Here is a 23343-nt window from a genome sequence, read left to right on the forward strand (position 1 = left end):
GCAAGAATGCCCCAACCAACGAGGTCCCTTGAATGGATCATAGCCGGCAACAGTCGCAAGGAAGCGTCTCCGAGGTATTCCGCGCATTCCTGAAGCTGGGGCTCACCTCCTTCGGTGGACCGATCGCACATCTGGGCTATTTCCGGGACGAGCTGGTGACGCGGCGAAAATGGCTGAGCGAAAGCGCATATACCGATTTGGTGGCACTGTGCCAGTTCCTGCCCGGTCCGGCTTCCAGCCAGGTCGGCTTTGCTCTTGGTCTGACGCGGGCGGGATGGCTCGGCGCGTTCGCAGCTTTCCTCGCCTTCACCCTGCCATCGGCCATGATCCTTCTTGCGCTTGCCATGACGGCTACGCGGCTGGAAAGCCCGTTAGCGCTTGGCGTCCTACATGGTCTCAAGATCGTCGCCGTCGCCATCGTGGCGCAAGCCGTGTGGGGCATGGCAAAAAACCTGTGCCCCGATAAGGAGCGCGCCACGATCGCGGTCGTGGCCGTGCTTCTGCTTGCCTGGGCGCCGGGAGCGATCGGGATGATGGCGGCCATACTGCTGGGCGCACTTGCCGGGCTGGCTCTTGGCAAAGGACAGGTCACGATTGGCGAGCATCTGCCTGTGCCGGTTTCACGCAAAGCCGGACTGATGGCCTTCGCGCTGTTCGTCGCCCTACTGATTGGCCTGCCGGTCCTAGCGGGGCAAGCGCAAGGATGGGCGCTGGCGGACAGCTTCTTTCGTGCCGGCTCGCTTGTCTTTGGTGGCGGACATGTCGTGTTGCCGCTGTTACAGGCTGAAACGGTCACGCCAGGATGGGTGTCCGATGATGCCTTCCTTGCGGGTTATGGCGCAGCGCAGGCGGTCCCCGGACCGCTCTTTACCTTTGCCGCCTGGCTCGGAGCGGTCATGGGACCGGCGCCGAACGGCGTGGCCGGCGCGACGATCGCTCTTGTCGCACTTTTCCTGCCGGGCTTCCTAATCCTGATCGGGGCGTTGCCCTTCTGGGATCAACTGCGCCGTAAGACGTGGGCGCAGTCGGCCATGCAGGGCGCCAATGCCGCAGTCGTCGGAATCCTCGGCGCTGCGCTTTATTCGCCTGTCTTCACCAGCGCGATCGGAGGCATGCCGGATTTCGCACTGGCCTTGATTTGTTTCGTGGCGCTGATGGCCTGGAAAGCTCCGCCATGGGTCGTCGTGTTGCTGGCGGCCGTGGGTGGAGCTGCGCTTAGCCTGTTGATGTAAGGCGGTTTCGAAAGCTATCGGGCTCACTCTGTCAAACCCGAGGTAGCACGATGCTGAATTGTGTCGCGCCACGCCAACGCTAGCCGGCGAGATCCAAGCCCAGCGACATCAGGGAGAGTTTCTGCACAGCCTGGGGGTCTCCCCGCAGAAGGGGGTGCGTCGGCAACGAAGTGCCGACCAGGGGGAAGGCTTTCCCCCAAAAGCGTAAAGCCGTGAAAGCGCAAATACGGATGTGGCCCTCCTGTTTCCGCATCCTCGAAATCATGAGGGTTTCGCCCTATCTTGGCTTCCATGTGCAACGCCTATGAACAGCATGTGAAATGGGTCGAATACTGCAAGATGATGCAGGCGCTGGAGCTCGGGATACCGACCAGCCAGAGCGAACTTGACCTTCCCGAACAGGATGACATCCGCATCAACCAGATGGGGCCGGTGATACGGGCGACGGCGAACGACAGGCAGGTCGAGCTGGAGCCGATGAATTTCGGCCTGCCGTCGAACCGGCCCAAGGGCGGCCCGGTGTTCAACTTCCGCTCCGAGGGGCGCGATTTCTCGAACACCCATCGCTGCCTTGTGCCCGCCTCGGCTTTCTTTGAGTTCACTGGCACGAAATATCCGAAGACCAAACACCGCTTCACGCTGAACGGGGCACCCTTCATGGCGATCGCTGGCATCTGGCGCGAGACGCAAGGCAACCATCCGGCGTCATTCGCCATGCTGACGACGGATCCCGGTTCCGACGTGAAGCCGATCCATGACCGACAGATCGTCGTGCTGCGGCCGGAGGATTGGGCGGCCTGGCTGTGGCTGAGCAAGGCGGAGGCGGAGTTACTGCGCCCATTGAAGCAAGGCTCGCTTTCGGCCGAGACGGTGCGGCGGGGCGTTGACTAGCTCTGTTGTTGGCAGGACTGGTCCCCGAGACGATAGTAAGACAGGTTTCGGGCGCCCATGTCGAAAAGCGGAGATTGGACGACCCGCATACACTCGGCGGCTTTTTGGTCGAGATGACGCCTCGTTTTATTCGGTTTAGAGTAGAATCATCAAAGCTGCGGGGCTGTAGGCGGGGGCATGGCGGACATATTTGACAATGCAGTGACGTCGATCGTGCTCGGGATTGAAGACTTCCGGGAAGGAACGGACGAAAGAATGCTAAGTGCGGCGCGCAACTACTACGCGGGCCTGTTATTACTGGGCAAAGAATGCCTCATCCGGGCCGCGCCCGAAGCCGATCCGATGGAGATCATTGGCGCGAAATTCGAGCCCGTTCCCGACGGTGACGGCGGTGTCGATCACGAAGTCGTCGGCTATGCGACCGTGGATCTCGCCCAGCTCAAGAGCCGGTTCAAGAGGTTCGGATTATCATGGCCGGACGTAAACATCGAAAAGCTGCAACGGTTTCGAAACAATCTTGAACACTATCACCTGGCCGAACCCGTTGGTGCACTGAAGGAGGCGATCGCCTCCTCATTCCCTATGATTATCGACTTCCTGGAAACGCTGAAGGAAGATCCTCAAGACGTATTGGCAGATGTCTGGGACACGATCATAGAAGAGACGAATGCCTTCAACAGGATGCAGAAAAGCTGCGTCGACAGCCTCCTCCGCCTGAACTGGCCTGGTGAGGTCCAAAATCTCGATGGCATGTCGTGCCGCAACTGTGGCTCGTCGCTTATCGGCCAAACCGATCGCGACAATACCAAGACCGAAGCGGCCGACGGCAAGTGTTTTCAGTGTGGCCAGGAATACGATCAGCAGCAGCTTGCTGAAATGGTCGTGGCGGCCAGCTACGAGATTGACGCCTACTATGCCGCCAAGAACGGTGACTCGTCACCGATCGCGACCTGCCCCGAATGCAGCGCAGAAGCTTATGTTGAGAACGGAGAGGTTAGCGTTTGCTTCTCCTGTAAGGAAACGGTCGCTGGTGAATGCAGCCGCTGCAGCGCCGATATCACGGTCCACGAGTACAATCCCGACTATCCTGGTCTGTGCAGCTACTGCGCGCATACTTGGGAAAAGGTGATGCGGGAGTGACGAAAGATATCGTCATCCGGACCACCGAAGAGGCCGATGATTTAATGGCGATCGTGCGAGCCTCCGCGGCACGGGACCAGGAGTGGATTGCAGCGCAATCGGGTGATCCTCTCGCCCTTCTCCGGCGGATGAAGTTCGACCCGATCGGATTCCACCCCCTTGAAGATCGACCGCTTAATCTGATCGAGCAGATCAACCAGACATGGAGCTTCGCCGTCGCCCTCGCGGCCGCCCGCCAGTTGCTGGAATTGCATCCGGATGTGGGCGGGCTCCGGCTCGCCCCTGGGGCACATGCATCGCTTGAGCTCGACATCATGAGTCAGAAGGTTGGCTATGTCGGCGCCGAGACCTTCGCCGCTGTCAATCCGCGCAACAACGGCAAGTTGGCAGCGGATCTGGCTAAACTCGCAGGCCGTCAGGAGCGGCATCGATACGTGTTTTTCATGTCTCCTCTGTTCCCTGGCAACGAACGCCGACCACAGTTCGAACGCCATGGGGTTCAGGTCTGGTCTGTCGACTTCTGATCCGGGACGAAACTGTGCGATGATCGGAGATGGGGTTGAAAGCGGCTCGTCGGCTTCAGACCACAGAAACTTGAAAGCGGACAATCCAAAAGGGGAGCGAACTCGGCGACGAGGGCGACCCAGGCATATTACCCTCAAACTATGATTGGCGATTGGGATCGCGCTCGGTGTCTGAGAAGATAGACGCTCACGGCCGATGCCACGGTGACAACCAGCTCGGCCTCCGCGAATAGCGGCGCTCGCCCCTCTTGGATGTGGCGACCTTGTTGAGACGCGAATCCCCAAAGCCGGTGGAGCGCGCCGTCAAGCGGCGCGGGCAGCGGAAGGCGATTGATGATGCTCCCAAGCGTATCGTTGCTGCTGTCGATCTCTCGGGCCACGCATTCCAAGGCCGCCATTGCGTGTTGGATGGCTCCGGTGACGTCTGCCTCGGGACGACGGGATATGTCGCGAAGCGCCTCATGCACTTCGTTCGCTGCTGTCGGCGTGCCCGCGACGCGCATCGTCTCAACCGCATCTCGCGTCGCTAGGGCGAATGCCTCGGAGCCTCGTACGACGATGCGGCCGTCTTCGAATTGCCAGCCGATTCCGTGCTCGCGAAAAAGCCGATCCAAGCGGCGGGCGAAATCTGTTTGGAGGGTACCCGAATAGTCTTGGCGTCCGATCTGCTCATGCAGTCGTTCCGCGAGATCGTAAATCTCGTACCACGGCGCCTCGGAAACGAGGTCATCGACTTCGCGAGCGACATTCTCCGGCGACCAGTTATTGGGATCGGGCCGTTTCAGAAGCACTGCGCAAACGATCTCTCGAAGGCCTTTTGCACTCAGGCCCGCCCCGTATGCCAACTGAGTCACGCCGACGCGCAACACCTCGGGCGCATCTTCCCGAATAGTGATCTCGGCGTCAGGTGCGCGGTAACCGAAACGTTCCGAAAATGAAGAGCCGGATTCGACCATGTGCGTCCCCAATCAGTACCGGAAGCCGAGCAGACTGCCGCTTGGGTCGGTATCCGTCAGACGCAGCCGAACGAGCGCCTCATAGTCGAAGCCCGGCGAAAAGTCGCTGACCGGGACCATGTCGGTATTGAGGGTGCAGATATACTGGAAGTCGTATTTTGCGGCCATCGCCGCCGCAAGTTCGAGTGCATGAGCCCGCTGACGGGGATCGACGCCGTCAAAGATCGTGCTGTCGTGAATCAGGAAGTCGATCCCGAGACCGCGCTGCCGCGCGAATGAGATCAGCATGAGATCATAGCAGAAGATTTTCATCTTGCTGATGCCCTCGCTCGGGCTACCGGCAATCTCGACGTCGAATTTGTAGCCGGTGTCATCGATATCAATGACCAGGCGGCCGGGCGACTTGTAGAGGCTTTCTGAGAATTCCGAGAAGAGGCTGAGCGCCTGTGACCAGAGCGCACGCCGTTCTTCATAATCGAGTGTTGTCGCGCGCTTCAGCTCCACGGTCTCGACCTTGATCGTGTCCGCTTTTGTGGTCATCTGGCGAAGCTGGGTGATCCTGTTGGTCAGTTCATCGACCTTTAGCCGGGTGGCGGCATGCAGTTCCTGTAGCTGCGTCAGTTCCTCGAGCGCGCCCTGTCCGGCAAGCGCGCTAAGGTAGCCGGCGCGGCGATCCGTGAGGGTCGCGATGTTCGCCTCGCGCTCGCTCACAGCAGCCTCCAGCGCGGCAATCTCGCTGGCGATAAACTCGCGGCGGTTGGCGATGATCTGCGCATTGAACGCCCGCGCATCCTCCAGCGTCTTCTTGACGGCGCCTGGTAGGGCGACGCCCGCCTCACCATAGAGAGCTTCCAGCCGGTCTTCGGTCGGTGCGTCTTCGCTGACCAGCGAGTCACGGTAGCGGTCGAGCCGGCGCTTATCCACGATATTGGCGTTGACCAAGCCGTGGATTTCGCCGGTCAGGAAGTTCGCTTGGCCTTCGATCTCGCGATACTGCGGGAGCACGCGGAAGCTTGAAAGAGCGTCGCGCTCGCGTTCGAGCTGTGTCGACAGGCGAAGACGTTCGGCTTCGAGTTCACCGAGGGACGCCAGTTCGCCGTCGACCGCTCCGGTCTTGATCGCCTGTTTGAGCGCGTCGAGCGCGTTCTTTTGGTCCTTGAGCTGCTGCCAGGTCGCGGCCTTCTCCCAGTTCAATCCGAGAAGGAACGCATTATGGACCTGAATGTCCCAAATCTTCTGATTATCGAAATGCTTGAAGGGGATGTTGTAGGCGGCTGTCTGGTTACGGACAAAATAGGAAAGCAGTGACCGCGCCGAGGGCTTGTAACCCAACTCGGCAGACAGCTCGCTGATGCCGAAGAGAGACCAGGCGAGAACCGCTCGCCATTTCTTCGCGTCGAGACCGGGCACGCCTTCCTTGTTTGGCGCCGGCCGAACAGGCCAGTCATCGGTGGCGCCTTCGATAGCAAAGAAACCGGGCGTGTCGGTGGCTCGCGTTACCGCGACGTCGTGGCCGGACAGGGAGAGCTCCAACGTGAATGCCCAACCCTGCAAAGCCTCGATGCGGAGGCCCTTTCCGGGTGAGGTATTGCTTGCGAGGCAGAAATCGATGATTTCGATGAGCGTCGATTTGCCAAGCGCGTTCGTCGTGTCCTTGTCACCGGCCGAGGTGGATCGGTCGGCCAAGATGAGATTGACCCCAGGCTGAAGGAGCGCGGTGTGGAAGCCTTTCTGATTGGCGCGGACAGCTCGGATCATGAGGCGGTCCTGACGATGAGGCCGTCTCGAATATCGATGGCGCCGATGAGATAGAGGAGGTTGGAGGCCAGCACGAACCGCTCGAAAGTTCCGACGTTCGGCTCCGTGCGCAGACGTTCCCAAAGACCCGAAACGGTCATGGGCATGCTGAGATGGGCAAGCAGCGTCGCGCCGACACCGATCAGCGCCTCGTTCTGCGGGATATGTTTGGTCGGAAGAATCATTTCTCAAACACGTCGCAGATTTCGAAAAGATAGATCAGCACCGCGATGCCCGCGGTCTTGTCCGCCTGCCGACGCAACCCACGTTGGGCGAAGGCGCACATCAGCTCGAACAGCTCGTCGCCCTTATGGCCCTCCTTCCGACGCGCGTAATATTCTTCAAGGAAGCCGGCTTTCAGGCGCTCGGGAAAGTCCGGATCGAGCTGTGCTTCGGCCTCGACATAGTCGCCAACGGTAGCTCGCGAGGTGAGACCGGCAGCGATGATATGCCGAGATCCGTTCGACAGCGCGTTCTTCTTGATCTTCTCGTCAGGCGCGGTGAGATCGAACGATCCATTGCCCGCAGGGGCCTGGCTGGCGACCCACGACACAGCGTTCTGCAATTCGGGAAAGGCGACGTCCGCGAAAGCCGCCTCCATCGCCTGGCGAACCTGCTTTTCGTGGCTGTCCTTCAGTTGCTGCAACGTCGCGGTAGGCCAATCAGCTTCGACCTTGTCGATGATCGTATGGTGGTCGGTGCAGAGATAGATAAGATTGCGGACGTTATCGCGCTCCGCATCGGTCATGGCGGCGTCGTAGCGGGCGGCGGTCGGTTTCTCACCCCGAATATGTGCCGCCTCGCCTATATAGGTGTCGTCTCCCACCTGGGCGTCGTAGGTGAGATGTTTGCCGCATTTCGGAAAGGCGCAGACGCCGCCGCTTCGAAACGCCAGGATAATTCTCGTCGGATAATTAGCGCCCACGCCGACCGCCCATCTTCGCGCGCGTGCCAGGACGGCGGGTCGTTATCTGTGGAGGAGCGCCGGCATCGCCGAGCTGGTGAATCCGCAATGCGGGCCGCTGAGGCAGCTTGACCGTCAATTCGAGCTCGCCCCCCACAGCTTCCACATAGCTGCGGAGAGTGGAGAGATACATATCGGTTTGCCGCTCGATCTGAGAAACCGAGGGCTGCTTGATGTTGAGCGCTGATGCGATCTCAGCCTGGGCCTTACCCGCAATCTGCCGCAACTCGCGAAGGCCCTCGACTTCGTGCTTCAAATCCTGATAGCGGGCGTCGATCGCTGCCTGCTCTTCGGCAGGGAGCGCGGCAATGATGTCATTCAGGCTCCGACCCATCTCATTTGCCCTTCTTTGCGGATTTCAGGCTTTCCAGATGCTCTGAAAACCGTAGATCCGCCTTTGCGATCAGCGTTTTGTAGAAGCGCTTCTGACTGACGCCCGATTTGTCACCCGCTACAAGAACGATGGCCTTGCGCTTGGGATCGAAAGCGAAGGCCGCACGCCATTCGCCATCGCCGCCCTCGAAGCGCAGCTCCTTCATATTGGCGTGCTTCGACCCTTTGAGCGTGTCGGCGTGAGGCCGGCCAAGCTGCGGTCCGTAATCGGACAGCAGCCTGGCGGCGGCGATCAACGCGACGCGGACATCACGCTCAAAAGTCAGAACCTCAGCCTCGAAGGCGGGGTGGAATTCGACCTCCCATTCCATATAGGTTAGAACCTATATCCGGTCAATGGGAAGGATCCGGGGCGGTTCTGGCGATGCCGTCGTGGTGCGACGGCAGCTTTTAGCCCAAGCGTCCAGATCATCGACTGCGTAGCGGACCCATTTGCCGAACTTATGATAAGCGGGGCCTCCTCCGCGCGAGCGGTAGCACTCCAACGTATGTCCTTCGAGGGCGAGGTAGCGCGCCGCCGCCTCAGTATCGACGAAACGAATTGGTCCAGCCTCGTCGACGAACCTGGCGCGCTTGAGGATGTCCGGCGTCGGCCAGCGGCGATCCGGCTTTACTCTATCGGACATGGCCGGCCTCCTTCGCTTCGGTGCGCTTCGAGCCAGGCGGAACCGAGCGGTTTTCGCCGCTGCGGTGGCGATAGGGTCGATAATTGCCGAGACGGGTGCGCGAGGTATAGGCGCCATCTTCGAAGCCGAGTGGCTTCCCATCGAGGCCAACAGCAGGTTCTGCGAGTTCGACAACCGGAGCGACAGATGGCGGCTCCGGCGTCATCACCGGCTCGCGCGCGGGAGGCTGGATACCTCCAACGATGGACATACGCCGCTGCGCAACCGTTTCGGCCGCCGCCCTTACCGGATCATCCTCGGTGTGAACGTACTTCATGAACATGGTGACGGTCTTGTGCGCCGTGAGCGCCATACCGACCTTCACCGGGATACCCGAGTTGGCGATGTCGGTGGCGGAGCGATGGCGAATGCCGTGGGTGCCGATGTGCGGCAGCCCGGCGCGCTGAAGGATGCGCCGCCAGCCCTGATAGTATGTGTGCTTCGACATTGGCAGGTTCGGGTCGAAGACCGACGGGCACACGAATGGTGACTTCTCCAGCCGCGGCGCTGTCTTGAAGAGCCGAAACGCCTCCGCGCTCATCGGCTTCGACATGCCGCCCGTCTTGCTGTCGGGCCAGACCACACGGCGGTTGTCGAAATCGATCCACGCCCATTGGAGCTGAAGGATTTCCGACATGCGCGCGGCGAACTCGAACTGAAGCCGGATGGCCAGAAGGATGAAAGGATGCTCCAATCCCTCGGCGTCGGCGCGGTCGAGATATTCGAACAGCTTGCGCAGTTCGACGTCAGTGATCAGGCGGGTCTTGCCGCGTTCAGGGTATTTCGGGACGTGTCGGCAAGGATTGGAGCCATCGGGGCGCAGCCCCCAGACCTCCGCCATGTTGAACATCTTACGGACAGCCGCCAGGACCCGATTGGCGTTCGTCGGGCTCTTGCCCATCTTCTTCATGAGATGAGCGATGTCCGCACGTGTGACGTCGGGCACCTTGAGTTGGCCCAGAATCGGGATGATGTAGCGCTTGCCATAACCTCGGTTGGACTCGACCGTCGTGGGCTTGTTGCGGCTTTCGGAGTAGTCGGTGATGAAGCGATCGAACAGCTCCTTCACTGTGAGCGCCTGTCGGGCCGCCGCACGCTCCGCGCTCGGATCAACACCTCGGCGCACCTCCGCGAGCCAGTCCTGGGCGATGTTGCGCGCCTGCTCGACAGTGATCTCGCCGTAGCGACCGATCGCGGGCTTTCGGCGCTGCCCATTGTGGGCGACGTAGGCCACCATGAAAATCTTGCGCCCGGTCGGGGTGACCTTGACAAGAAAGCCGGGTATGATCGTATCCCGGAGTTCGTAATCGCGCTCCTGCGGGGTCGCGGCATCGACAGCGGTCTTCGTGAGTTTGATTTTGGGCATTCCTAACCTCCTTTGAGGTCGGATTTCAGGTGCAATATAGGTGCACCTAGAAAGCCAACCGTGGCGTATCCCCGGCTAGGTATGTGTGCTCTGAAAACCGAAAAAAGCTAGTGCTGACAATCGGTTATCGAGAAAACGGATACTGCCGGATACACAAAGGATAGGGCATATCCGATCTCTCAAAATCGAGTTCCGAAAGGAGTGCTGGTTCGATTCCGGCATGGGGCACCATAATTTTTCGGGAAACGCTGGCTTCTCAAGCTATACAGCCGGTGAAGGGGATTTCGGTCCACCTTTTAGCCCACCTTTGCGAGCGCGGTAGCCTGGGCCATCACAGCACCGGACGACATGTGACCATGCTGGCAGAGCTTCGACCGAAGTCAAGATAGAGCGCAACCGCCAATTGGCGGAACATAATCTTGAATTGCTCTCCTCCACCGATCCGACACCTACCGCCCGTGATCAGGTATTGATGCTGGATTAATCGACTCTTGACCATTTACGGCTTCCGAGAATTCCCTCCCGGGACTGAGGCTGGCAAAGACCCCCGCGCGCGCGTACTGGCCCGCGAACTCGCGCTTGGCCCCAAGGAGACCTTACAGTAATCGGCAGAGTCTTGCTGGTCTCGATCATGCGAAGTAAACCCCGGCGACAAGAAAGGCCCGCACGGGATCAGGAAAAACGAAAATGTAATCCATCGCGCGATGATATTGCCCGCGCGCTTCTTTATTGGTCGATCACCGGATCGGCTGCGAAAGGACAGATGGAAACCCTGTTCCGGGTCGAGGATGAGATTGTCGCTTGGCTCGCTGGACAAGGATTCGATGAAGGCAAAGCTACGAGGTCTTTGACGAATCGAATTCTGCAACACGCTTCGACTTACAGCGAGAGGGCGTGCGGCCGGAGAACGTCAACCGTCTCGGTTAATCCTGCCGCCTCCATATCGAGGAGTAATGCATCAGCCGTTTTCTCAGGCTTTTTCAAACGCTCCCGCATCCGCCTAATCGCGGCAACGGCCCTACCCGTTTCGAGGGCAACGGTATCCGCTATGAATGCGTCGGCTGATCTGACTTCAAGTCCGAGAGGAGCCAGCATATCTTTTGGGAAATCCGACAAGTTCTCGGTTACGATGATTGCAGCCTGCGTTTTAAGAGCGGCCGCCACAACATGAGTATCCTTTGGATCCGGAAGTCCTGGGCATACGCATTCGAAAGCCTCGAATTCCGCGACCATTGCATCCTCGAAAGCAGCCTCCATTGCTTGCCTGTGGCGGAGCGCCCTCGCCGCTGGGTCATCGGAACCTCGCTCCGCCAGCATCTTTTCAATTGCCTTTTGCGTCTCGTCCAACACAATTGCTGACCAGCGAACTCTGAAGAACTCTGCTTCGGCCAGCGAGAGCAGAAGATTTCGCCGGAGTACGCTGGCCAACGTGCAGGCGTCAATAAAGGCTGTGAAGCGATTGGCGAACAAGTTTAAAGAAGCTCCCCGTCCAGTTCGGCGAGGTCCTCAAGCGCCTTCCCGCGCTTATCGTCTCTTTGCTTCTTATAAGCAAACAGGGTCTCAGCCTTAATTCTTCGATGCCGCCCAACTAGAGTATGCTCTATCTCACCGCGGTCTATCAGCGACACGAGATATGGTCGGGAAACATTCAGGATGTCTGCCGCCTGTTGGGTAGTGAGCATTTGACTTACGGGAACCAACGTCACCGCATCTCCCTTGCCGACATGCCGCAAGACATCCATGAGTAGACTGGAAAGGGCTGGGGTTAGCGTTATTTCAGCCGGCTTGCCATCATCCATGACGCGCAGCTTCGTTTCCCCGGCCGCCTGGGCAGCGAGGATTTTACGCAGTTGGTTCGCTGCATCTCGTTCTTGATTAGATGGTAACCGTCCACCCAACTCCTGAGCCGTTGCTGGAATGGTCATGACACATCTCCCCTAATTAATACGCTTGGCATTAAGGTAGTCATTATTCGCAATAAACGCAACAGACGAAACAAACGAAAGCCGCCAAAGTTCCGATTAGCCAATTTCATTACTCACCATCAGACGGAGTTGAGCGTCACTCATTACCTCTTGCGGCTTGGTTTTTTAGGCGTCCTCTTCACCGGCTTTTTCATCATCGCCGCGCGGTTTTCCTCACGCTGTCGTTCTATGATCCGAAGACCATCAAATATCTCTCTTTCGCCCGCACGCTCCTGTGTTAATTGTCCGAGAAGCTGAGAAGCGGCAGCCTGGAGACCTCCGGCAATCATCTGCTGAACTGCATCCTCCCATTCCATGGCGCGATCAGTAGCGGCCCGATTTTCTCGATGCCGGATCGATAGGATTTCTCCCACGGAATAAGAAGAGGGCCACTCTCCAACTCGGTCTCGATAGTCGTGGTACGCTTTGACGACATCGGCACACTGCCGGCCCAATTCATATGGCTTTCCGGCTCCTCGGACCACTCGAATGAGATTTGCGGCTAGCTCCTTCAGAGGCCATTGCAGATCGACCTCGGCGCGATGTCGATTTATATCTCGCTCGTGATTTTTGACCGCCAAGCGGATACGCGGCTTCTGGTCGTCCCCGTCTGTCATTGACCCCTCCCCACATCTGAGAAGATCATTCAAGAACAGCGCTGAGTCGTCAAACGCAATAAAGGGAACCTAACCAGCCCTGAAGCAGAGCAGGTTTCCAAATGATGAGGACATGAACCCGTGATAATCGATTGGAGCACGTTCAGGGAGCTTGCACGTCAAGGGCACCGTGACGGCGTCATTTGCCTAACAACGATTGCAAGCATTAATCAGTATTTTTTGAGCCGAGAAATCGCTTCACAACTTATGCTAACGGGTGCAGACAAAGCCGCTGATGTGTTGTTCCAAGGCGCGTGCGTCCGATTGCACCTCATCGTATCGCGCGCCTTTGCAACCACCAAGAACAACGGTGATCGGCATCTTCGCGTTGCCATAAACTTTCTAGTCAAGGATCGACGCTTGGATGAGGAGCCCAATCCGGTTCTTCGCAAGCATCTAATCGAGGCTGTCGAACAGTTTCAGGCTTTGGAGGGCGACCCAAGACTGAAGCGTATTGTCCATATGCGCAACAAGCTTCTGGCCCATTGGGCGACGTACGATCCTTCAATAGGGTTGCCCGACCTATTTGAGATATTTGCTGTTGCAAGAGAAGCCACAAAAATATGGGAGAACCTCGCCATCGGCTCGGGTGCAGACCTTCCACATATGGTGGAGGAAGAGGAAGCCCACCGCAAAAGCGCTGACGTCTTCTGGTCAGCTTGGAATCTTCCGGCCGGACATCCCGGCCACAAGATCATAGCAGACTACGAGCAGCTTCGATAATTGCCGCTTTGCCACTTTTGAACTTCGTCTCCAAATATCACAGATATCCGTCACTAAATTTGCCGCTGTCTCCAACCGGCCAACGGTCGGGTAGGAAAAGAATCCGTCATACGCCGGCACCTCCCATTAACATGCCGGAGTTGTAATCCATATCATCGCCGCTCAGCTCGTAGTCGTCGGTTTCGAATTCCAGATCGTTTTCGATCCTGTTGCCGATGGCGATGGCGGGGCTTGTGATGGATGGCTCATCATCTCCGCCGTCTTCTAGGTCGGTATCGCCGTCCATAAGGTCGAGGAGCGCAATCATCTCCTCAATGCAACGTTCCAACTCGGCGCGGCAGAAGCTTTCGGTGGCGGTGCTTCTCATGACGGCCACCCCTCTTTCTCGAAATGCTCACGCCTCGGATGCGTCAGGTGAAACAGCTCTTCGACGTGACCGTCTATCGCATTCATTGCCTCGTCCGCAGCCTTGATTGCCTCAGCTTGGCTGGCCTTGGCGCGCTCTTCCGCCGCAGCCTGTTCCGCAGCGGTGCGGGGCGCGTGTCCGCCCTGGGCACGCTCTCCGATCACAAGCCAGGAATCGACTGTCAGGATGGCCAGCACAATGGCACCAACGATGATGGCGATGAGCCCGAGGAAAATCCGCAACGTTCAGCTACCCTGGAGCAATTCCAGCAAAAGTGCGAAGCGGTTCTGCGTCTGGAATTGCGTTAAAACAAAAAATTAGAGCGTTTTCGCGGCTCGAAGAAAAGCGGAAATGCTCCGATACGTCGTCCTCTTCCGTCTTGCGATGGGTTCGGCGTTCACGCTTCTCTCTCCCATATGATCGCGCATCATCTTACTCCGTGCCGACCTGGTGCCGTGTGATCATCGTCGGCATCGCCACCCATACCGGATCCTCCTCCTCCCGTTCCGCCGCCCATTCCCATGCCGCCGCCGCCTCCGCGGCCCCCTTCCTTCCCGCGCTCCCCTTTGGCGCGGCCTCCTCCAGATGAGGGGCGTGCAGGGCCTTGCATCGGGATGGCCACGTCGGCCGGAACCGGATCGAGATCGAGCGCCTCACGGATGAAGGCGCGAAGGGACACGACGAGATCTTGGGTATGCACTGGCCGGCCGGCAACGAGTTCTCGCGCCGCCTTTTCCGCAAGTCTAACCTGCTCTTCGGTCCCAAGAAGCATGATATCGGAAAGAGCCGCCTCGACGTCATCCCTGATGCGGCGGCTACGTTCCGAACTGGCGATTATGCCCTCGGCCGGAGATTCCGCAGTTTCCGGCTCGCTCATCGGCGCCGAGCGCTGGCGCAGGTCGCGCAGATGGGTGGGATTGACGGCAAGGTTGCCCGTGAATGAGCCGCCTAACGTCTTGTAGGCGGCAATGAGGGTTTTCAGGCGCTCGTTGATCTGGCGGTTCACCCGTTCCCTGCGCTGCTGGATGGTGAACATCATGATCAGGCGGATGCCTATGCTGATCAGGGTGAAGAGAGCGAGCCCGATCAATGTCACAAGGACGCTGTGCCATGAACTGAAGTCGAGGTTACGCAACACGTCAGATAGCCTCCGCGGCCCGGCACAGCTTGAAGGTGAAGTCGATCCTTTGGCTCATGGCAACCCGATCGAGAGACCGATTGCGAGCATGGCACCAAGCAGCAAACCAACGGCCAGCCAGCGGCGAGGAGAAGAGTGGAAGGCTCTCAATTCCCTGCCTTTCTCAGCAGGGCGGCGATCTCCAGCCCCACCCGTTCACAGACCGGAAAGCGGTCCGCCTCGTCTGACGGCGCGGTCGCTTTCAATTCCTCGATAAGGTCGAGAATGTCGGCCGACCGCATGCGCTCGCCTTTGGCCTGGGCGACATACAGGTATTTCATCCAGTATTGCGTAGCCCAGAGTTCAAGCTGGAGGGCGTCGATGTCGGCCTTAGTGCTCATGCCCGTGCCGTCCTCACGCCTGTCGTAGCGGTTTTCTGGTTTCTTCGTCATCAGGCAACCTGCCACGCGTCCTCAAAGAGTCAAGAATGAAGCATCGTTTAGGTCGCACGAGGAAGGGCACGTCCTGCGAGATCGATCCGCTGCATTCGCCGCTGCACTGAACAAGGAGAGGCCGCCAAAGGTTGCCTGTAACACGTCTAGCCCTTCAAAAAATTTGCTTTTTAGCAGGAACAAATTTTGCACGGCCGCATTTACGCGATGCAACGACAGACACCCCCGGATGTGGTTGCGGAGGGGGACCCGAGAGCGATGTGCACGCTCTTGGGTCTCAACCATTTGGGGGCAAGGCCGTCGATGTCGAGCGACGCCCGTCTTCCTTCAGCGACAAAGAACAAATAGGCTCACCCTGCGTTTCCCTGCGGAAGCCGAGCAAGAGGAGTGCGACATGGTCTTCAAGGAAGGTACGTTCAAGGGCGAACCGCCCGAGCATTTCGACGGACCCCACCCGGCCTGGCTGGAGACGAAGGTGGCGGACGCATTGTCCGTCGCCGGCGACGTGGACGCCTCCGACATCACCGTGACCTGCAAGGGCACACGGATCATCCTTTCCGGCAGCGTCGGCTCCGCTGAGGAGGCGGAACGGGCAACGACGGTCGCCGCCGCGATCAAGGAAGTCAGCGAGGTGGACAACCGCCTCTCCTGGCTCTGACTTCAGCGAAAAGCCGCCATTGCCGGCGGACCCTCCGGAATGCTAGGTGCAATGCAGCAAACTGGAGTGACGTCGGATGCTCGCCGAAAGATCGACCTATGATGCGCTGTACCGGGATTTCCGCTGGCAGATCCCCGAGCGCTTCAACATCGGCACCGCGGTTTCCAATGCCTGGGCGGCACGCGCGCCGGACCGGATCTGTCTTGAGCATTTCCGGCCGGACGCCCCGCCGCTCTCCCTCACCTATGGCGCGCTCGCGGCCCGGTCGGACGCCTTCGCCGCCGCGCTTGCTGCGGAAGGGGTGAAGGCCGGCGACCGTGTCGCCATCCTGCTGCCGCAGGGTTTCGAGACGGTCGTATCCCATCTGGCCATCTACAAGCTCGGCGCCATCGCCCTGCCGCTCGCCTTGCTCTTCGGCGCCGATGCGCTCTCCTTCCGGCTGAAGAATGCCGAGGCGAAGGCGATCGTCACCAATCGCTTCGGCCTGGAACGCCTGCAGCCGATCCGGGCGGAGCTGCCGACGCTGGCGCTGGTGATCACCACCGAGCCGGGTACGGACGCCGCGGCAAAATCCTTCGAGGACCTCGTCGCCCGCCATGCCGGCCCCTTCGCGGCCGTCGACAGCGGCCCGGACGATCCGGCCATGATGATCTACACGTCGGGCACGACAGGCCCGCCGAAGGGCGCGCTGCACGGCCATCGCGTGCTGCTGGGCCATGTGCCGGGCTTCCAGATGCATCACGAATTCCTGCCGCAGCCGGGCGACCGCATCTGGACGCCCTCCGACTGGGCCTGGGCCGGCGGGCTTCTCAACGTGCTCTTGCCGGCGCTGCTGCTCGGCGTGCCCGTCGTCTCCTCGCCGGGTCAGAAATTCGACCCCGACATGGCCTATCGCATCATGCAGGACATGGACGTGCGCAACGCCTTCATCCCGCCGACGGCGCTGCGGCTGATGAAAACGGTGGCGAACCCTCGTGAAAAATACCGGCTCAACCTGCGCACCATCGGCTCGGCCGGCGAATCGCTCGGCCGCGAGACGTGGGAATGGGTGCGCGACACGCTGGGCATCACCATCAACGAGTTCTATGGCCAGACCGAGTGCAACATCGTCCTCGGCTCGATCGGCAAGCTCGGCGTGTCCCGACCGGGGCCGATCGGCAAGCCGGTGCCCGGCCATGTGGTGGCGATCATCGATGCGAACGGCCGGGAAATGCCGCGCGGCACCGTCGGCCAGGTCGCGGTGAAGCGGCCCGATCCCGTCATGTTCCTCGGCTACTGGAAGAACGAGAAGGCAACGGCGGAAAAATTCATAGGCGACTGGATGACGACCGGCGATCTCGGCCGCATGGACGAGGAGGGCTACGTCACCTTCTTCGGCCGCGACGACGATGTCATCACCTCCTCCGGCTACCGCATCGGGCCGAGCGAGATCGAGGATTGCCTGGCCGGCCATCCGGCCGTGCAGCTTGCCGCCGCCGTGGGCAAGCCCGATCCGGTGCGCACGGAAATCGTCAAGGCCTATGTGGTGCTGCGCCCCGGCAACACGCCTTCGGACGCCCTGGCCAGCCATATCCGCGACTGGGTGAAGTCGCGTCTCTCCATGCACGAGTATCCGCGCGAGGTGGATTTCGTCGATGCTTTGCCGCTGACGACCTCCGGCAAGGTCATCCGCCACCTCCTGCGCAAGCGGGCGGCGGAGGAAACGCCGTTCGCCGCCTAGTTCTTTAGCGCCTTCGAATATTGAACCGGGCCGGAATGGCCTCAGCGGCGCGCGAGCGCGCGGATCTTCTCGCGTAGCAGCCGCGCGACATTGCGCGTGTTGCGATAGAGGTGAAGCTGCGTCGCCACCTGGCGCACGTCGCGGTCACGGTTCTGCTGCAGGCCGACGACGAGCGTGCCCATGTCCTCGCGCTCTTCCCAGAAGCGGCTCATGACCGGATGATCCGGCACCGCACAGGAATCGGACCGCGTGATATTGGCGTCGTCGAGATGCCACTCCGTCAGTTCCGCCACCAGCAGCTTGCCGGGCGAGAACTTTGCATATTCCTCGTCATAGGCCGTCTTCCACGTATAGGCCTCGCCGCCCATCATGAAGACGATCATCGAGGCGATGGCGCGGCCGTCGAGGTCGAGCGTGTGGATGCGCACGCCGTCGGTCTCGGCAAGGTTGCTGACCGCCTCGCGGGCGAAGGCGGCACGGTAGCGATCGTTGATCATCGCCGTGCGGCCGCGGCCCTTCCAGCCGGAAGCCTCGAGCAACAGGAACTCCTCCATGCGCAGCCGGATATCGGCGGGCTGGCGGGCGACGTTGTAGAAAAGCGCGCCCATCGCGTCGAGCTTGCGCCATTGCCGGCGCAACTCGCGGAAATGTTCCGGCGAGATGGCCTGCTGCAGATAGGTCTGGCCGTCGAGCAGGCTCTCCAGCATCGGCCGGCGATAGGTATCGGTGACGGTGACCGGCAGGTTCCGGCCAATGGCGACGGCGCGCATCAGTTGCGCGAAGGCGCCGTTGAGCCGCAGGTCCGGCAGGACGAGGATGCCCGGCAGGCCGCTGCCGGTGCCGCCGAGGGCTTCCAGCACGTTGTCGAGCGTCTCGGCGGCATCCTCGGCATCGACGAGCGGCGTGCCGAGCGGCCCGAACGGGTTCGACCAGGCGCGCAGGATGCTGGAGCCGATGGAAAAGCCCGGCTTCTCGATGGAGAAGGGCATGAGGAAGCGCATGCGGCTGCGCCCGGCGCCCTCGTCGCGCAGCACGGAAAGGCGCACGGTGCGGTCTTCCAGGCGCGGCATGGCGGGCGCCAGGAAGCGGCCGGTGAAGAAGACGTTCGGCTCCATGACGCGGTTCGACAGGAAATCGAGTTCCTGCTGCAACTCATAGCCGGCCGTCGCCGGATAAAGCGCCAGCGACCGGCCGGGGCGGCCGACGGCGAGGCGCTGGTCCGCCGGCGGGGCATGCGGCAGGGCGGGCGGAATGGCGGCCTGGGCGCGGCCTGCCGCGATCGTGTGGTCGAAGCCGTGGCTATCGGTCATGGCGGTCCATCCCGTTGGCAAGGCTTGCCTGCACCGGATTGGCGAAGGCGAAGAGAATGATGGAGAGTTTCCGGCGCACGACGAGGTGCAGCAGCAGCGCCTCGACGATCATGGCGCCGGCGGTGGCGGCCGCCGCGCCCGTCAGGCCGAAAAGCGGAATGAGCGTGACGTTGAAGCCGATGTTCGCCGCCAGCGCCACGGCATAGACGACGACGCAGAGTTTCTGCTGGCCGGCCATGGTGAGCAGCACCTCGCCCGGCCCGATCAGCGCCTTGGCGAGAATGCCGACGAAGAGGATGAACATCAGGCTGTAGCCGGCCGTGAAGGCGGCGCCGAACAGCGACAGCAGGAAATGGCCGAGCGCCAGCACGCCGAGCCCGACGGCCAGCGACGGCCAGAAGCTCCAGCGCACCGTCTCGCCGGCAAAGCGCGCCAGCGCCAGCCGGTCGCCGGCCGAAAACAGCGCGGAAAAGCGCGGTGCGGCCGCGGCCTTCACCGAGAAGAAGACGAAATGCACGAGTGCCATGGTCTTCGCCGCGGCGAAATAGATGGCGACGCTTTCCGGGTCGAGATAAAGGCCGACGACGATGACGTCGGAATTGGTGAGCAGGAAGCCGAAGCCCTCGATCACGAAGATCGGCAGCGCCGCCTTGATCCACAGGGAGAATTCCAGCTTGCGCGGCCCCTTGACGTAGCGCTTGCTGAGCCGTCGCAGGATGTTGAAGAACTGCACGACGGTCGTAAGGTAGGTGGCGGCGAGCGCGGCGACCATGGCGGTGAGCGCGGTGTGCGGCGCGTCCAGGAAAACCGCCAGCACCATGAAGACGAGGATCAGCAGCGGGCGGATGATATAGGTCGGGCTGAGGGCCACCACCGCCCAGCTATGGGCGCGCGCCGTGCTGTCGAGCACATCTCCGAGCGCGATCATCGGCATGCAGAAGAGACCGACGAAAAGCGGCACCACATAGTAGTCGGCGAAACCGTCATGGAAGAACCAGAGGGCGAGGAGGCCGATGGCCGCCAGCGCCGTCGAGGACAGCATGGCGAAGACGCGGGCCGTCGAGGTGAGGCCGCGGATTTCCGCATGCGCGCTGCGCCCCGCATAGTCGGGCAGGAAGCGCACGACGGTGGTGTGGATGCCGAGGCAGGACATGTCGCCGAAAATGACGACGAGCGCCCAGACGAAGACGAAGATGCCGTATTCGAACTCGCCCATCATGCGGGCGAGGATGATCTGCGAGAGAAAGGCGATCGCCGCATTGATGACGCGGATGGCGAAGGTGACGAGCGCCATGCGCTGGGCAAGGTTGCGGGGATCGTCGCTGACGAGGATCGTTCCGAGCGCGCGCACCAGCGGCTCCGCCTTGCCGCGCAGGGCCGATGGCAGCAATTTCTCCGCCGACTGAATGACCGCCATCAACACAGGAACCCGTACGCAACGCAGAACTGAACGAGGATCAGTCTTGTCAGATCAGGGTTAACAAACGGTTGGATGGCGGGGGCCGCGCCCTTAAAGAAAATGCCGCCCGGGGGCGGCATTCAAAGGGAGCGAATCAAGAGCCGCATACCTCTCTTCCGTCGCGCTCGGGCCTGACCCGAGCATGACGTTGGAGGATGGGCGACGGCTCATAGCCCATCCGCCATTTGCTCCCGCAGCCGGTCAGGCCTGCTCGAAGGCGCCGTGGCAATGCTTGTATTTCTTGCCCGAGCCGCAGGGGCAGGCCTCGTTGCGCGATACACGGCCCCAGGTCGCCGGATCGTTCGGATCGCGATTTTCCGGCGACACGCCGACGGCCATGAAGCCGCCGCCATTGCCGTCGCCGAAATCGTCCTCGCCGGTAGTGCCGTCGATATGATGGCCCTCCATCTCCGGCGGAACCGGCGCGGGAGCATCGGCGGCCTGGCGCACCAGTTCGACGCGCATCAACTGCGCGGTGACCGTCTGGCGCAGGTTCGCCAGCAGCGCCTGGAAGAGCTCGAAGGCCTCGGCCTTGTATTCCTGCAGCGGATCGCGCTGGGCATAGCCGCGGAAGCCGATGACGGAGCGCAGGTGGTCGAGGTTGACGATGTGCTCGCGCCAGAGATGATCCAGCGTCTGGAGCAGCACGGAGCGCTCGACATAGGTCATGATCTCGGGGCCGAAACGCTCCGCGCGATCGGCGGCAGCCTGGTCGGTCGCCTTGTGCAGGCGCTCCAGGATGTCCTTCTCGTCGATGCCTTCCTCGGCCGCCCAGGCGTCGATCGGCAGGTCGAGATTGAGCTGTTCGAGAACACCCTTCTTGAGGCCCGCGACATCCCACTGTTCGGCATAGGCGTTTTCCGGGATGTGCAGGCGGACGAGGTTCTCCACCACTTCGTGGCGCATGTCGCCGACGATTTCGGAGAGGTTCTCGCCGTCCATCAGCTCGATGCGCTGCTCGAAGATGACCTTGCGCTGGTCGTTCAGCACGTCGTCATATTTCAGCAGATTCTTGCGGATGTCGAAGTTGCGCGCCTCGACCTTCTTCTGCGCGCGCTCCAGCGCCTTGTTGATCCAGGGATGGACGATCGCCTCGCCTTCCTTGAGACCGAGCTTTTGCAGCATGGAATCCATGCGTTCGGAGCCGAAGATGCGCATCAGGTCGTCCTGCAGCGACAGGAAGAACTTCGAGCGGCCCGGGTCGCCCTGGCGGCCGGAACGGCCGCGCAGCTGGTTGTCGATGCGGCGGCTTTCGTGGCGCTCGGTGGCGAGGACGTAGAGGCCGCCGGCGGCGAGCGCCTGGTCCTTCAGCTTCTTCACCTCGGCGACGATGGCATCGCGCTTGGCATCGCGCTCCGGACCCGGCTCCATCTCGGCAAGCTCGCGCTCCAGGCGCATTTCGAGGTTGCCGCCGAGCTGGATGTCGGTACCGCGGCCGGCCATGTTGGTGGCGATCGTCACGGCACCCGGCACGCCGGCCTGCGAAACGATATAGGCTTCCTGCTCGTGGTAACGGGCGTTGAGGACCTGGAAATCCTTGAAGCCCGACATCTTCAGCCGCTCGGCGAGATATTCGGACTTCTCGATCGAGGTCGTGCCGACGAGAACCGGCTGGCCCTTCTCCTTGGCGTCCTTGATCTCCTGGATGATCGCCTTGTACTTCTCCTCGACCGTCCGGTAGACCTCGTCGTCCTCGTCGAGGCGCTGGATCGGCAGGTTGGTCGGCACTTCCACGACGTCGAGGCCGTAGATGTTGCCGAACTCCTCGGCTTCCGTGGAGGCCGTGCCGGTCATGCCGCCGAGCTTGGAATACATGCGGAAATAATTCTGGAAGGTGATCGAGGCCAGCGTCTGGTTTTCCGGCTGGATCGTGACCTTTTCCTTGGCTTCCAGCGCCTGGTGCTGGCCTTCCGAATAGCGCCGGCCCGGCATCATGCGGCCGGTGAATTCGTCGATGATGACGATCTCGTCGTTGCGGACGATGTAGTCCTTGTCGCGGGTGAAGAGCTTGTGGGCCTTCAGCGCGTTGTTGATGTGGTGGACGATCGCGACGTTCTCGACGTCGTAGAGCGATTCGCCCTTGAGCAGCCCCGCCTGGCGCAGCAGGTTTTCCAGCTTCTCCGTGCCGACTTCGGAGAAGTTGGCGGAGCGCTGCTTCTCATCGATCTCGTAGTCCGCCTCCTCCAGCATGGGAATGAAGGCGTCGATCGTCGTGTAAAGGTCGGAGCGGTCGTCGAGCGGGCCGGAAATGATCAGCGGCGTGCGCGCCTCGTCGACGAGGATCGAGTCCACTTCGTCGACGATGGCGAAGAAGTGGCCGCGCTGCACCATCTGGCCGCGCTCGTACTTCATGTTGTCGCGCAGATAATCGAAGCCGAGTTCGTTGTTCGTTGCGTAGGTGATGTCTGAGGCGTAGGCGGCGCGGCGCTGGTCGTCGTCGAGACCGTGCACGATGACGCCGGTCGTCATCCCCAGGAAACCGTAGATCTTGCCCATCAGCGCGCTGTCGCGCGTCGCGAGGTAGTCGTTCACAGTCACGACATGCACGCCCTTGCCGGCGAGCGCGTTGAGATAGACGGGCAGCGTCGCCACCAGCGTCTTGCCTTCGCCGGTCTTCATTTCGGCGATCGATTTTTCGTGCAGGATCATGCCGCCGATGAGCTGGACGTCGAAGGGACGCAGGCCAAGGACGCGGAAGGCCGCTTCGCGGGCGACGGCAAAGGCCGGAACCAGGATGTCGTCGAGCGTCTTGCCGGCCGCGAGCTGTTCGCGGAATTCCACGGTCTTTGCCCGCAACGCATCATCGGAGAGCGCCTTCATCTGCGGTTCGAGCGCATTGATGGCATCGACGCGGGGCTTGTAGGAGCGGATGCGACGATCGTTCGAGGAACCGAACAACTTGCGGGCTATGCCGCCGAGGCTGACCATCAGGATGGTCCTTTCTTTATGG

General features: G+C 60.9%; 25 protein-coding genes. 8 read left to right on the forward strand and 17 right to left on the reverse strand.

Translation table 11 applies throughout. The annotated features are described in order from the left end of the window. Positions 1 to 32: 32 nt before the first annotated feature. The 4 genes from chrA to shn_RS18335 all read left to right on the forward strand — a co-directional run bounded on the left by chrA (position 33) and on the right by shn_RS18335 (position 3787). Positions 33 to 1232: a chromate efflux transporter gene (gene chrA / locus shn_RS18315; RefSeq protein WP_064331686.1), complete on the forward strand. Its 1200-nt coding sequence runs from the start codon at positions 33 to 35 to the stop codon at positions 1230 to 1232. A 291-nt stretch (positions 1233 to 1523) separates the two neighbouring features. Next, the gene (locus shn_RS18325; protein WP_064331688.1) at positions 1524 to 2123 is read left to right on the forward strand and encodes an SOS response-associated peptidase; all 600 of its coding nucleotides are present in this window, start codon (positions 1524 to 1526) and stop codon (positions 2121 to 2123) included. A 177-nt stretch (positions 2124 to 2300) separates the two neighbouring features. Further along, positions 2301 to 3263, forward strand: a complete 963-nt coding sequence (locus shn_RS18330) for a hypothetical protein (protein ID WP_064331689.1) — start codon at positions 2301 to 2303, stop codon at positions 3261 to 3263. Continuing rightward, positions 3260 to 3787 carry a hypothetical protein gene (locus shn_RS18335; RefSeq protein ID WP_064331690.1) on the forward strand — a complete coding sequence of 176 codons (528 nt, stop codon included), beginning with the start codon at positions 3260 to 3262 and terminating at the stop codon, positions 3785 to 3787. Before shn_RS18330 ends, shn_RS18335 begins: the two co-directional genes overlap by 4 nt. Before the next feature lie 134 nt (positions 3788 to 3921). Here shn_RS18335 and shn_RS18340 read toward each other — a convergent pair whose 3' ends face one another. The 11 genes from shn_RS18340 to shn_RS35900 all read right to left on the reverse strand — a co-directional run bounded on the left by shn_RS18340 (position 3922) and on the right by shn_RS35900 (position 12509). Next, a complete protein-coding gene (locus tag shn_RS18340) occupies positions 3922 to 4743 on the reverse strand; it encodes an AbiJ-NTD4 domain-containing protein (RefSeq protein WP_064331691.1) in 822 nt (273 codons plus the stop codon). Positions 4744 to 4755: 12 nt separating this feature from the next. Then, on the reverse strand, positions 4756 to 6501 hold the full coding sequence (locus shn_RS18345; RefSeq protein ID WP_064331692.1) for a DUF2326 domain-containing protein: 1746 nt from the start codon (positions 6499 to 6501) through the stop codon (positions 4756 to 4758). Further along, a complete protein-coding gene (locus shn_RS18350) occupies positions 6498 to 6725 on the reverse strand; it encodes an ABC-three component system middle component 6 (RefSeq protein WP_003497278.1) in 228 nt (75 codons plus the stop codon). Before shn_RS18350 ends, shn_RS18345 begins: the two co-directional genes overlap by 4 nt. Continuing rightward, positions 6722 to 7465: an HNH endonuclease gene (locus shn_RS18355; protein ID WP_064331693.1), complete on the reverse strand. Its 744-nt coding sequence runs from the start codon at positions 7463 to 7465 to the stop codon at positions 6722 to 6724. The genes shn_RS18350 and shn_RS18355 overlap by 4 nt, the downstream gene beginning before the upstream one ends. Continuing rightward, a complete protein-coding gene (locus shn_RS18360) occupies positions 7455 to 7838 on the reverse strand; it encodes an XRE family transcriptional regulator (protein WP_145925959.1) in 384 nt (127 codons plus the stop codon). The genes shn_RS18355 and shn_RS18360 overlap by 11 nt, the downstream gene beginning before the upstream one ends. A gap of 1 nt (position 7839) precedes the next feature. Next, positions 7840 to 8208 carry a type II toxin-antitoxin system RelE/ParE family toxin gene (locus shn_RS18365; RefSeq protein WP_064331694.1) on the reverse strand — a complete coding sequence of 123 codons (369 nt, stop codon included), beginning with the start codon at positions 8206 to 8208 and terminating at the stop codon, positions 7840 to 7842. Positions 8209 to 8220: 12 nt separating this feature from the next. Then, the gene (locus tag shn_RS35125; RefSeq protein WP_084438150.1) at positions 8221 to 8523 is read right to left on the reverse strand and encodes a helix-turn-helix domain-containing protein; all 303 of its coding nucleotides are present in this window, start codon (positions 8521 to 8523) and stop codon (positions 8221 to 8223) included. Beyond that, the gene (locus shn_RS18370) at positions 8513 to 9928 is read right to left on the reverse strand and encodes a site-specific integrase (protein ID WP_064331695.1); all 1416 of its coding nucleotides are present in this window, start codon (positions 9926 to 9928) and stop codon (positions 8513 to 8515) included. Before shn_RS18370 ends, shn_RS35125 begins: the two co-directional genes overlap by 11 nt. An 879-nt stretch (positions 9929 to 10807) precedes the next feature. Then, positions 10808 to 11398 (reverse strand): PIN domain-containing protein, encoded by a 591-nt coding sequence (locus shn_RS18375; protein ID WP_064331696.1) that lies wholly within the window; start codon positions 11396 to 11398, stop codon positions 10808 to 10810. Between the two features lie 2 nt (positions 11399 to 11400). Beyond that, complete coding sequence (locus tag shn_RS18380) at positions 11401 to 11853, reverse strand: helix-turn-helix domain-containing protein (protein WP_064331697.1); 453 nt, start codon at positions 11851 to 11853, stop codon at positions 11401 to 11403. A 143-nt stretch (positions 11854 to 11996) separates the two neighbouring features. Further along, entirely contained in the window at positions 11997 to 12509 is a 513-nt protein-coding gene (locus tag shn_RS35900) for a hypothetical protein (RefSeq protein ID WP_145925960.1), read from the reverse strand. A gap of 120 nt (positions 12510 to 12629) precedes the next feature. Between shn_RS35900 and shn_RS18385 the strand changes: the two genes are divergently transcribed. Next, positions 12630 to 13271: a hypothetical protein gene (locus tag shn_RS18385; RefSeq protein WP_145925961.1), complete on the forward strand. Its 642-nt coding sequence runs from the start codon at positions 12630 to 12632 to the stop codon at positions 13269 to 13271. Positions 13272 to 13377: 106 nt separating this feature from the next. On the opposite strand, the gene shn_RS18390 is transcribed toward shn_RS18385, so the two are convergent. Continuing rightward, complete coding sequence (locus shn_RS18390; protein WP_064331699.1) at positions 13378 to 13638, reverse strand: hypothetical protein; 261 nt, start codon at positions 13636 to 13638, stop codon at positions 13378 to 13380. Positions 13639 to 13685: 47 nt separating this feature from the next. Here shn_RS18390 and shn_RS35905 point away from each other — a divergent pair, with 47 nt between their 5' ends. Further along, positions 13686 to 13985 (forward strand): hypothetical protein, encoded by a 300-nt coding sequence (locus shn_RS35905; protein ID WP_145925962.1) that lies wholly within the window; start codon positions 13686 to 13688, stop codon positions 13983 to 13985. A gap of 119 nt (positions 13986 to 14104) precedes the next feature. Here the strand turns inward: shn_RS35905 and shn_RS18400 are convergent, their stop codons facing one another. Together shn_RS18400 and shn_RS18405 are read right to left on the reverse strand one after the other, a co-directional pair. Beyond that, positions 14105 to 14815 (reverse strand): hypothetical protein, encoded by a 711-nt coding sequence (locus shn_RS18400; RefSeq protein WP_064331701.1) that lies wholly within the window; start codon positions 14813 to 14815, stop codon positions 14105 to 14107. Between the two features lie 146 nt (positions 14816 to 14961). Beyond that, positions 14962 to 15246 (reverse strand): hypothetical protein, encoded by a 285-nt coding sequence (locus shn_RS18405; RefSeq protein ID WP_064331702.1) that lies wholly within the window; start codon positions 15244 to 15246, stop codon positions 14962 to 14964. A 394-nt stretch (positions 15247 to 15640) separates the two neighbouring features. Here shn_RS18405 and shn_RS18410 point away from each other — a divergent pair, with 394 nt between their 5' ends. Next, entirely contained in the window at positions 15641 to 15904 is a 264-nt protein-coding gene (locus shn_RS18410; protein WP_064331703.1) for a BON domain-containing protein, read from the forward strand. 76 nt (positions 15905 to 15980) lie between these two features. Next, positions 15981 to 17624, forward strand: coding sequence for an AMP-binding protein (locus shn_RS18415; protein ID WP_064331704.1), 1644 nt, complete (start codon positions 15981 to 15983; stop codon positions 17622 to 17624). Between the two features lie 41 nt (positions 17625 to 17665). Here shn_RS18415 and shn_RS18420 read toward each other — a convergent pair whose 3' ends face one another. The 3 genes from shn_RS18420 to secA form a co-directional block, all read right to left on the reverse strand. Then, positions 17666 to 18934 (reverse strand): GNAT family N-acetyltransferase, encoded by a 1269-nt coding sequence (locus shn_RS18420; protein ID WP_084438152.1) that lies wholly within the window; start codon positions 18932 to 18934, stop codon positions 17666 to 17668. After that, a complete protein-coding gene (locus shn_RS18425) occupies positions 18924 to 20351 on the reverse strand; it encodes a lipopolysaccharide biosynthesis protein (RefSeq protein ID WP_064331705.1) in 1428 nt (475 codons plus the stop codon). The genes shn_RS18420 and shn_RS18425 overlap by 11 nt, the downstream gene beginning before the upstream one ends. A 243-nt stretch (positions 20352 to 20594) precedes the next feature. Continuing rightward, positions 20595 to 23321, reverse strand: a complete 2727-nt coding sequence (gene secA / locus shn_RS18430; protein ID WP_064331706.1) for a preprotein translocase subunit SecA — start codon at positions 23319 to 23321, stop codon at positions 20595 to 20597. Between the last annotated feature and the right edge of the window lie 22 nt (positions 23322 to 23343).

It is taken from the genome of Shinella sp. HZN7, assembly GCF_001652565.1.
GTDB classification, from domain to species: domain Bacteria; phylum Pseudomonadota; class Alphaproteobacteria; order Rhizobiales; family Rhizobiaceae; genus Shinella; species Shinella granuli.

Bases quoted from the DNA above. Each gene is read 5' to 3' on its own strand.
- shn_RS18340 (WP_064331691.1), bottom strand. From the start codon at position 4,743: ATGGTCGAATCCGGCTCTTCATTTTCGGAACGTTTCGGTTACCGCGCA.
- shn_RS18420 (WP_084438152.1), bottom strand. From the start codon at position 18,934: ATGACCGATAGCCACGGCTTCGACCACACGATCGCGGCAGGCCGCGCC.
- shn_RS18390 (WP_064331699.1), bottom strand. From the start codon at position 13,638: ATGAGAAGCACCGCCACCGAAAGCTTCTGCCGCGCCGAGTTGGAACGT.
- shn_RS18410 (WP_064331703.1), top strand. From the start codon at position 15,641: ATGGTCTTCAAGGAAGGTACGTTCAAGGGCGAACCGCCCGAGCATTTC.
- shn_RS18350 (WP_003497278.1), bottom strand. From the start codon at position 6,725: ATGATTCTTCCGACCAAACATATCCCGCAGAACGAGGCGCTGATCGGT.
- shn_RS18415 (WP_064331704.1), top strand. From the start codon at position 15,981: ATGCTCGCCGAAAGATCGACCTATGATGCGCTGTACCGGGATTTCCGC.
- shn_RS18365 (WP_064331694.1), bottom strand. From the start codon at position 8,208: ATGGAATGGGAGGTCGAATTCCACCCCGCCTTCGAGGCTGAGGTTCTG.
- shn_RS18345 (WP_064331692.1), bottom strand. From the start codon at position 6,501: ATGATCCGAGCTGTCCGCGCCAATCAGAAAGGCTTCCACACCGCGCTC.
- secA (WP_064331706.1), bottom strand. From the start codon at position 23,321: ATGGTCAGCCTCGGCGGCATAGCCCGCAAGTTGTTCGGTTCCTCGAAC.
- shn_RS18370 (WP_064331695.1), bottom strand. From the start codon at position 9,928: ATGCCCAAAATCAAACTCACGAAGACCGCTGTCGATGCCGCGACCCCG.
- shn_RS35125 (WP_084438150.1), bottom strand. From the start codon at position 8,523: ATGTCCGATAGAGTAAAGCCGGATCGCCGCTGGCCGACGCCGGACATC.
- shn_RS18425 (WP_064331705.1), bottom strand. From the start codon at position 20,351: ATGGCGGTCATTCAGTCGGCGGAGAAATTGCTGCCATCGGCCCTGCGC.
- shn_RS18405 (WP_064331702.1), bottom strand. From the start codon at position 15,246: ATGACGAAGAAACCAGAAAACCGCTACGACAGGCGTGAGGACGGCACG.
- chrA (WP_064331686.1), top strand. From the start codon at position 33: ATGGATCATAGCCGGCAACAGTCGCAAGGAAGCGTCTCCGAGGTATTC.
- shn_RS18325 (WP_064331688.1), top strand. From the start codon at position 1,524: ATGTGCAACGCCTATGAACAGCATGTGAAATGGGTCGAATACTGCAAG.
- shn_RS18380 (WP_064331697.1), bottom strand. From the start codon at position 11,853: ATGACCATTCCAGCAACGGCTCAGGAGTTGGGTGGACGGTTACCATCT.
- shn_RS35900 (WP_145925960.1), bottom strand. From the start codon at position 12,509: ATGACAGACGGGGACGACCAGAAGCCGCGTATCCGCTTGGCGGTCAAA.
- shn_RS18360 (WP_145925959.1), bottom strand. From the start codon at position 7,838: ATGGGTCGGAGCCTGAATGACATCATTGCCGCGCTCCCTGCCGAAGAG.
- shn_RS18330 (WP_064331689.1), top strand. From the start codon at position 2,301: ATGGCGGACATATTTGACAATGCAGTGACGTCGATCGTGCTCGGGATT.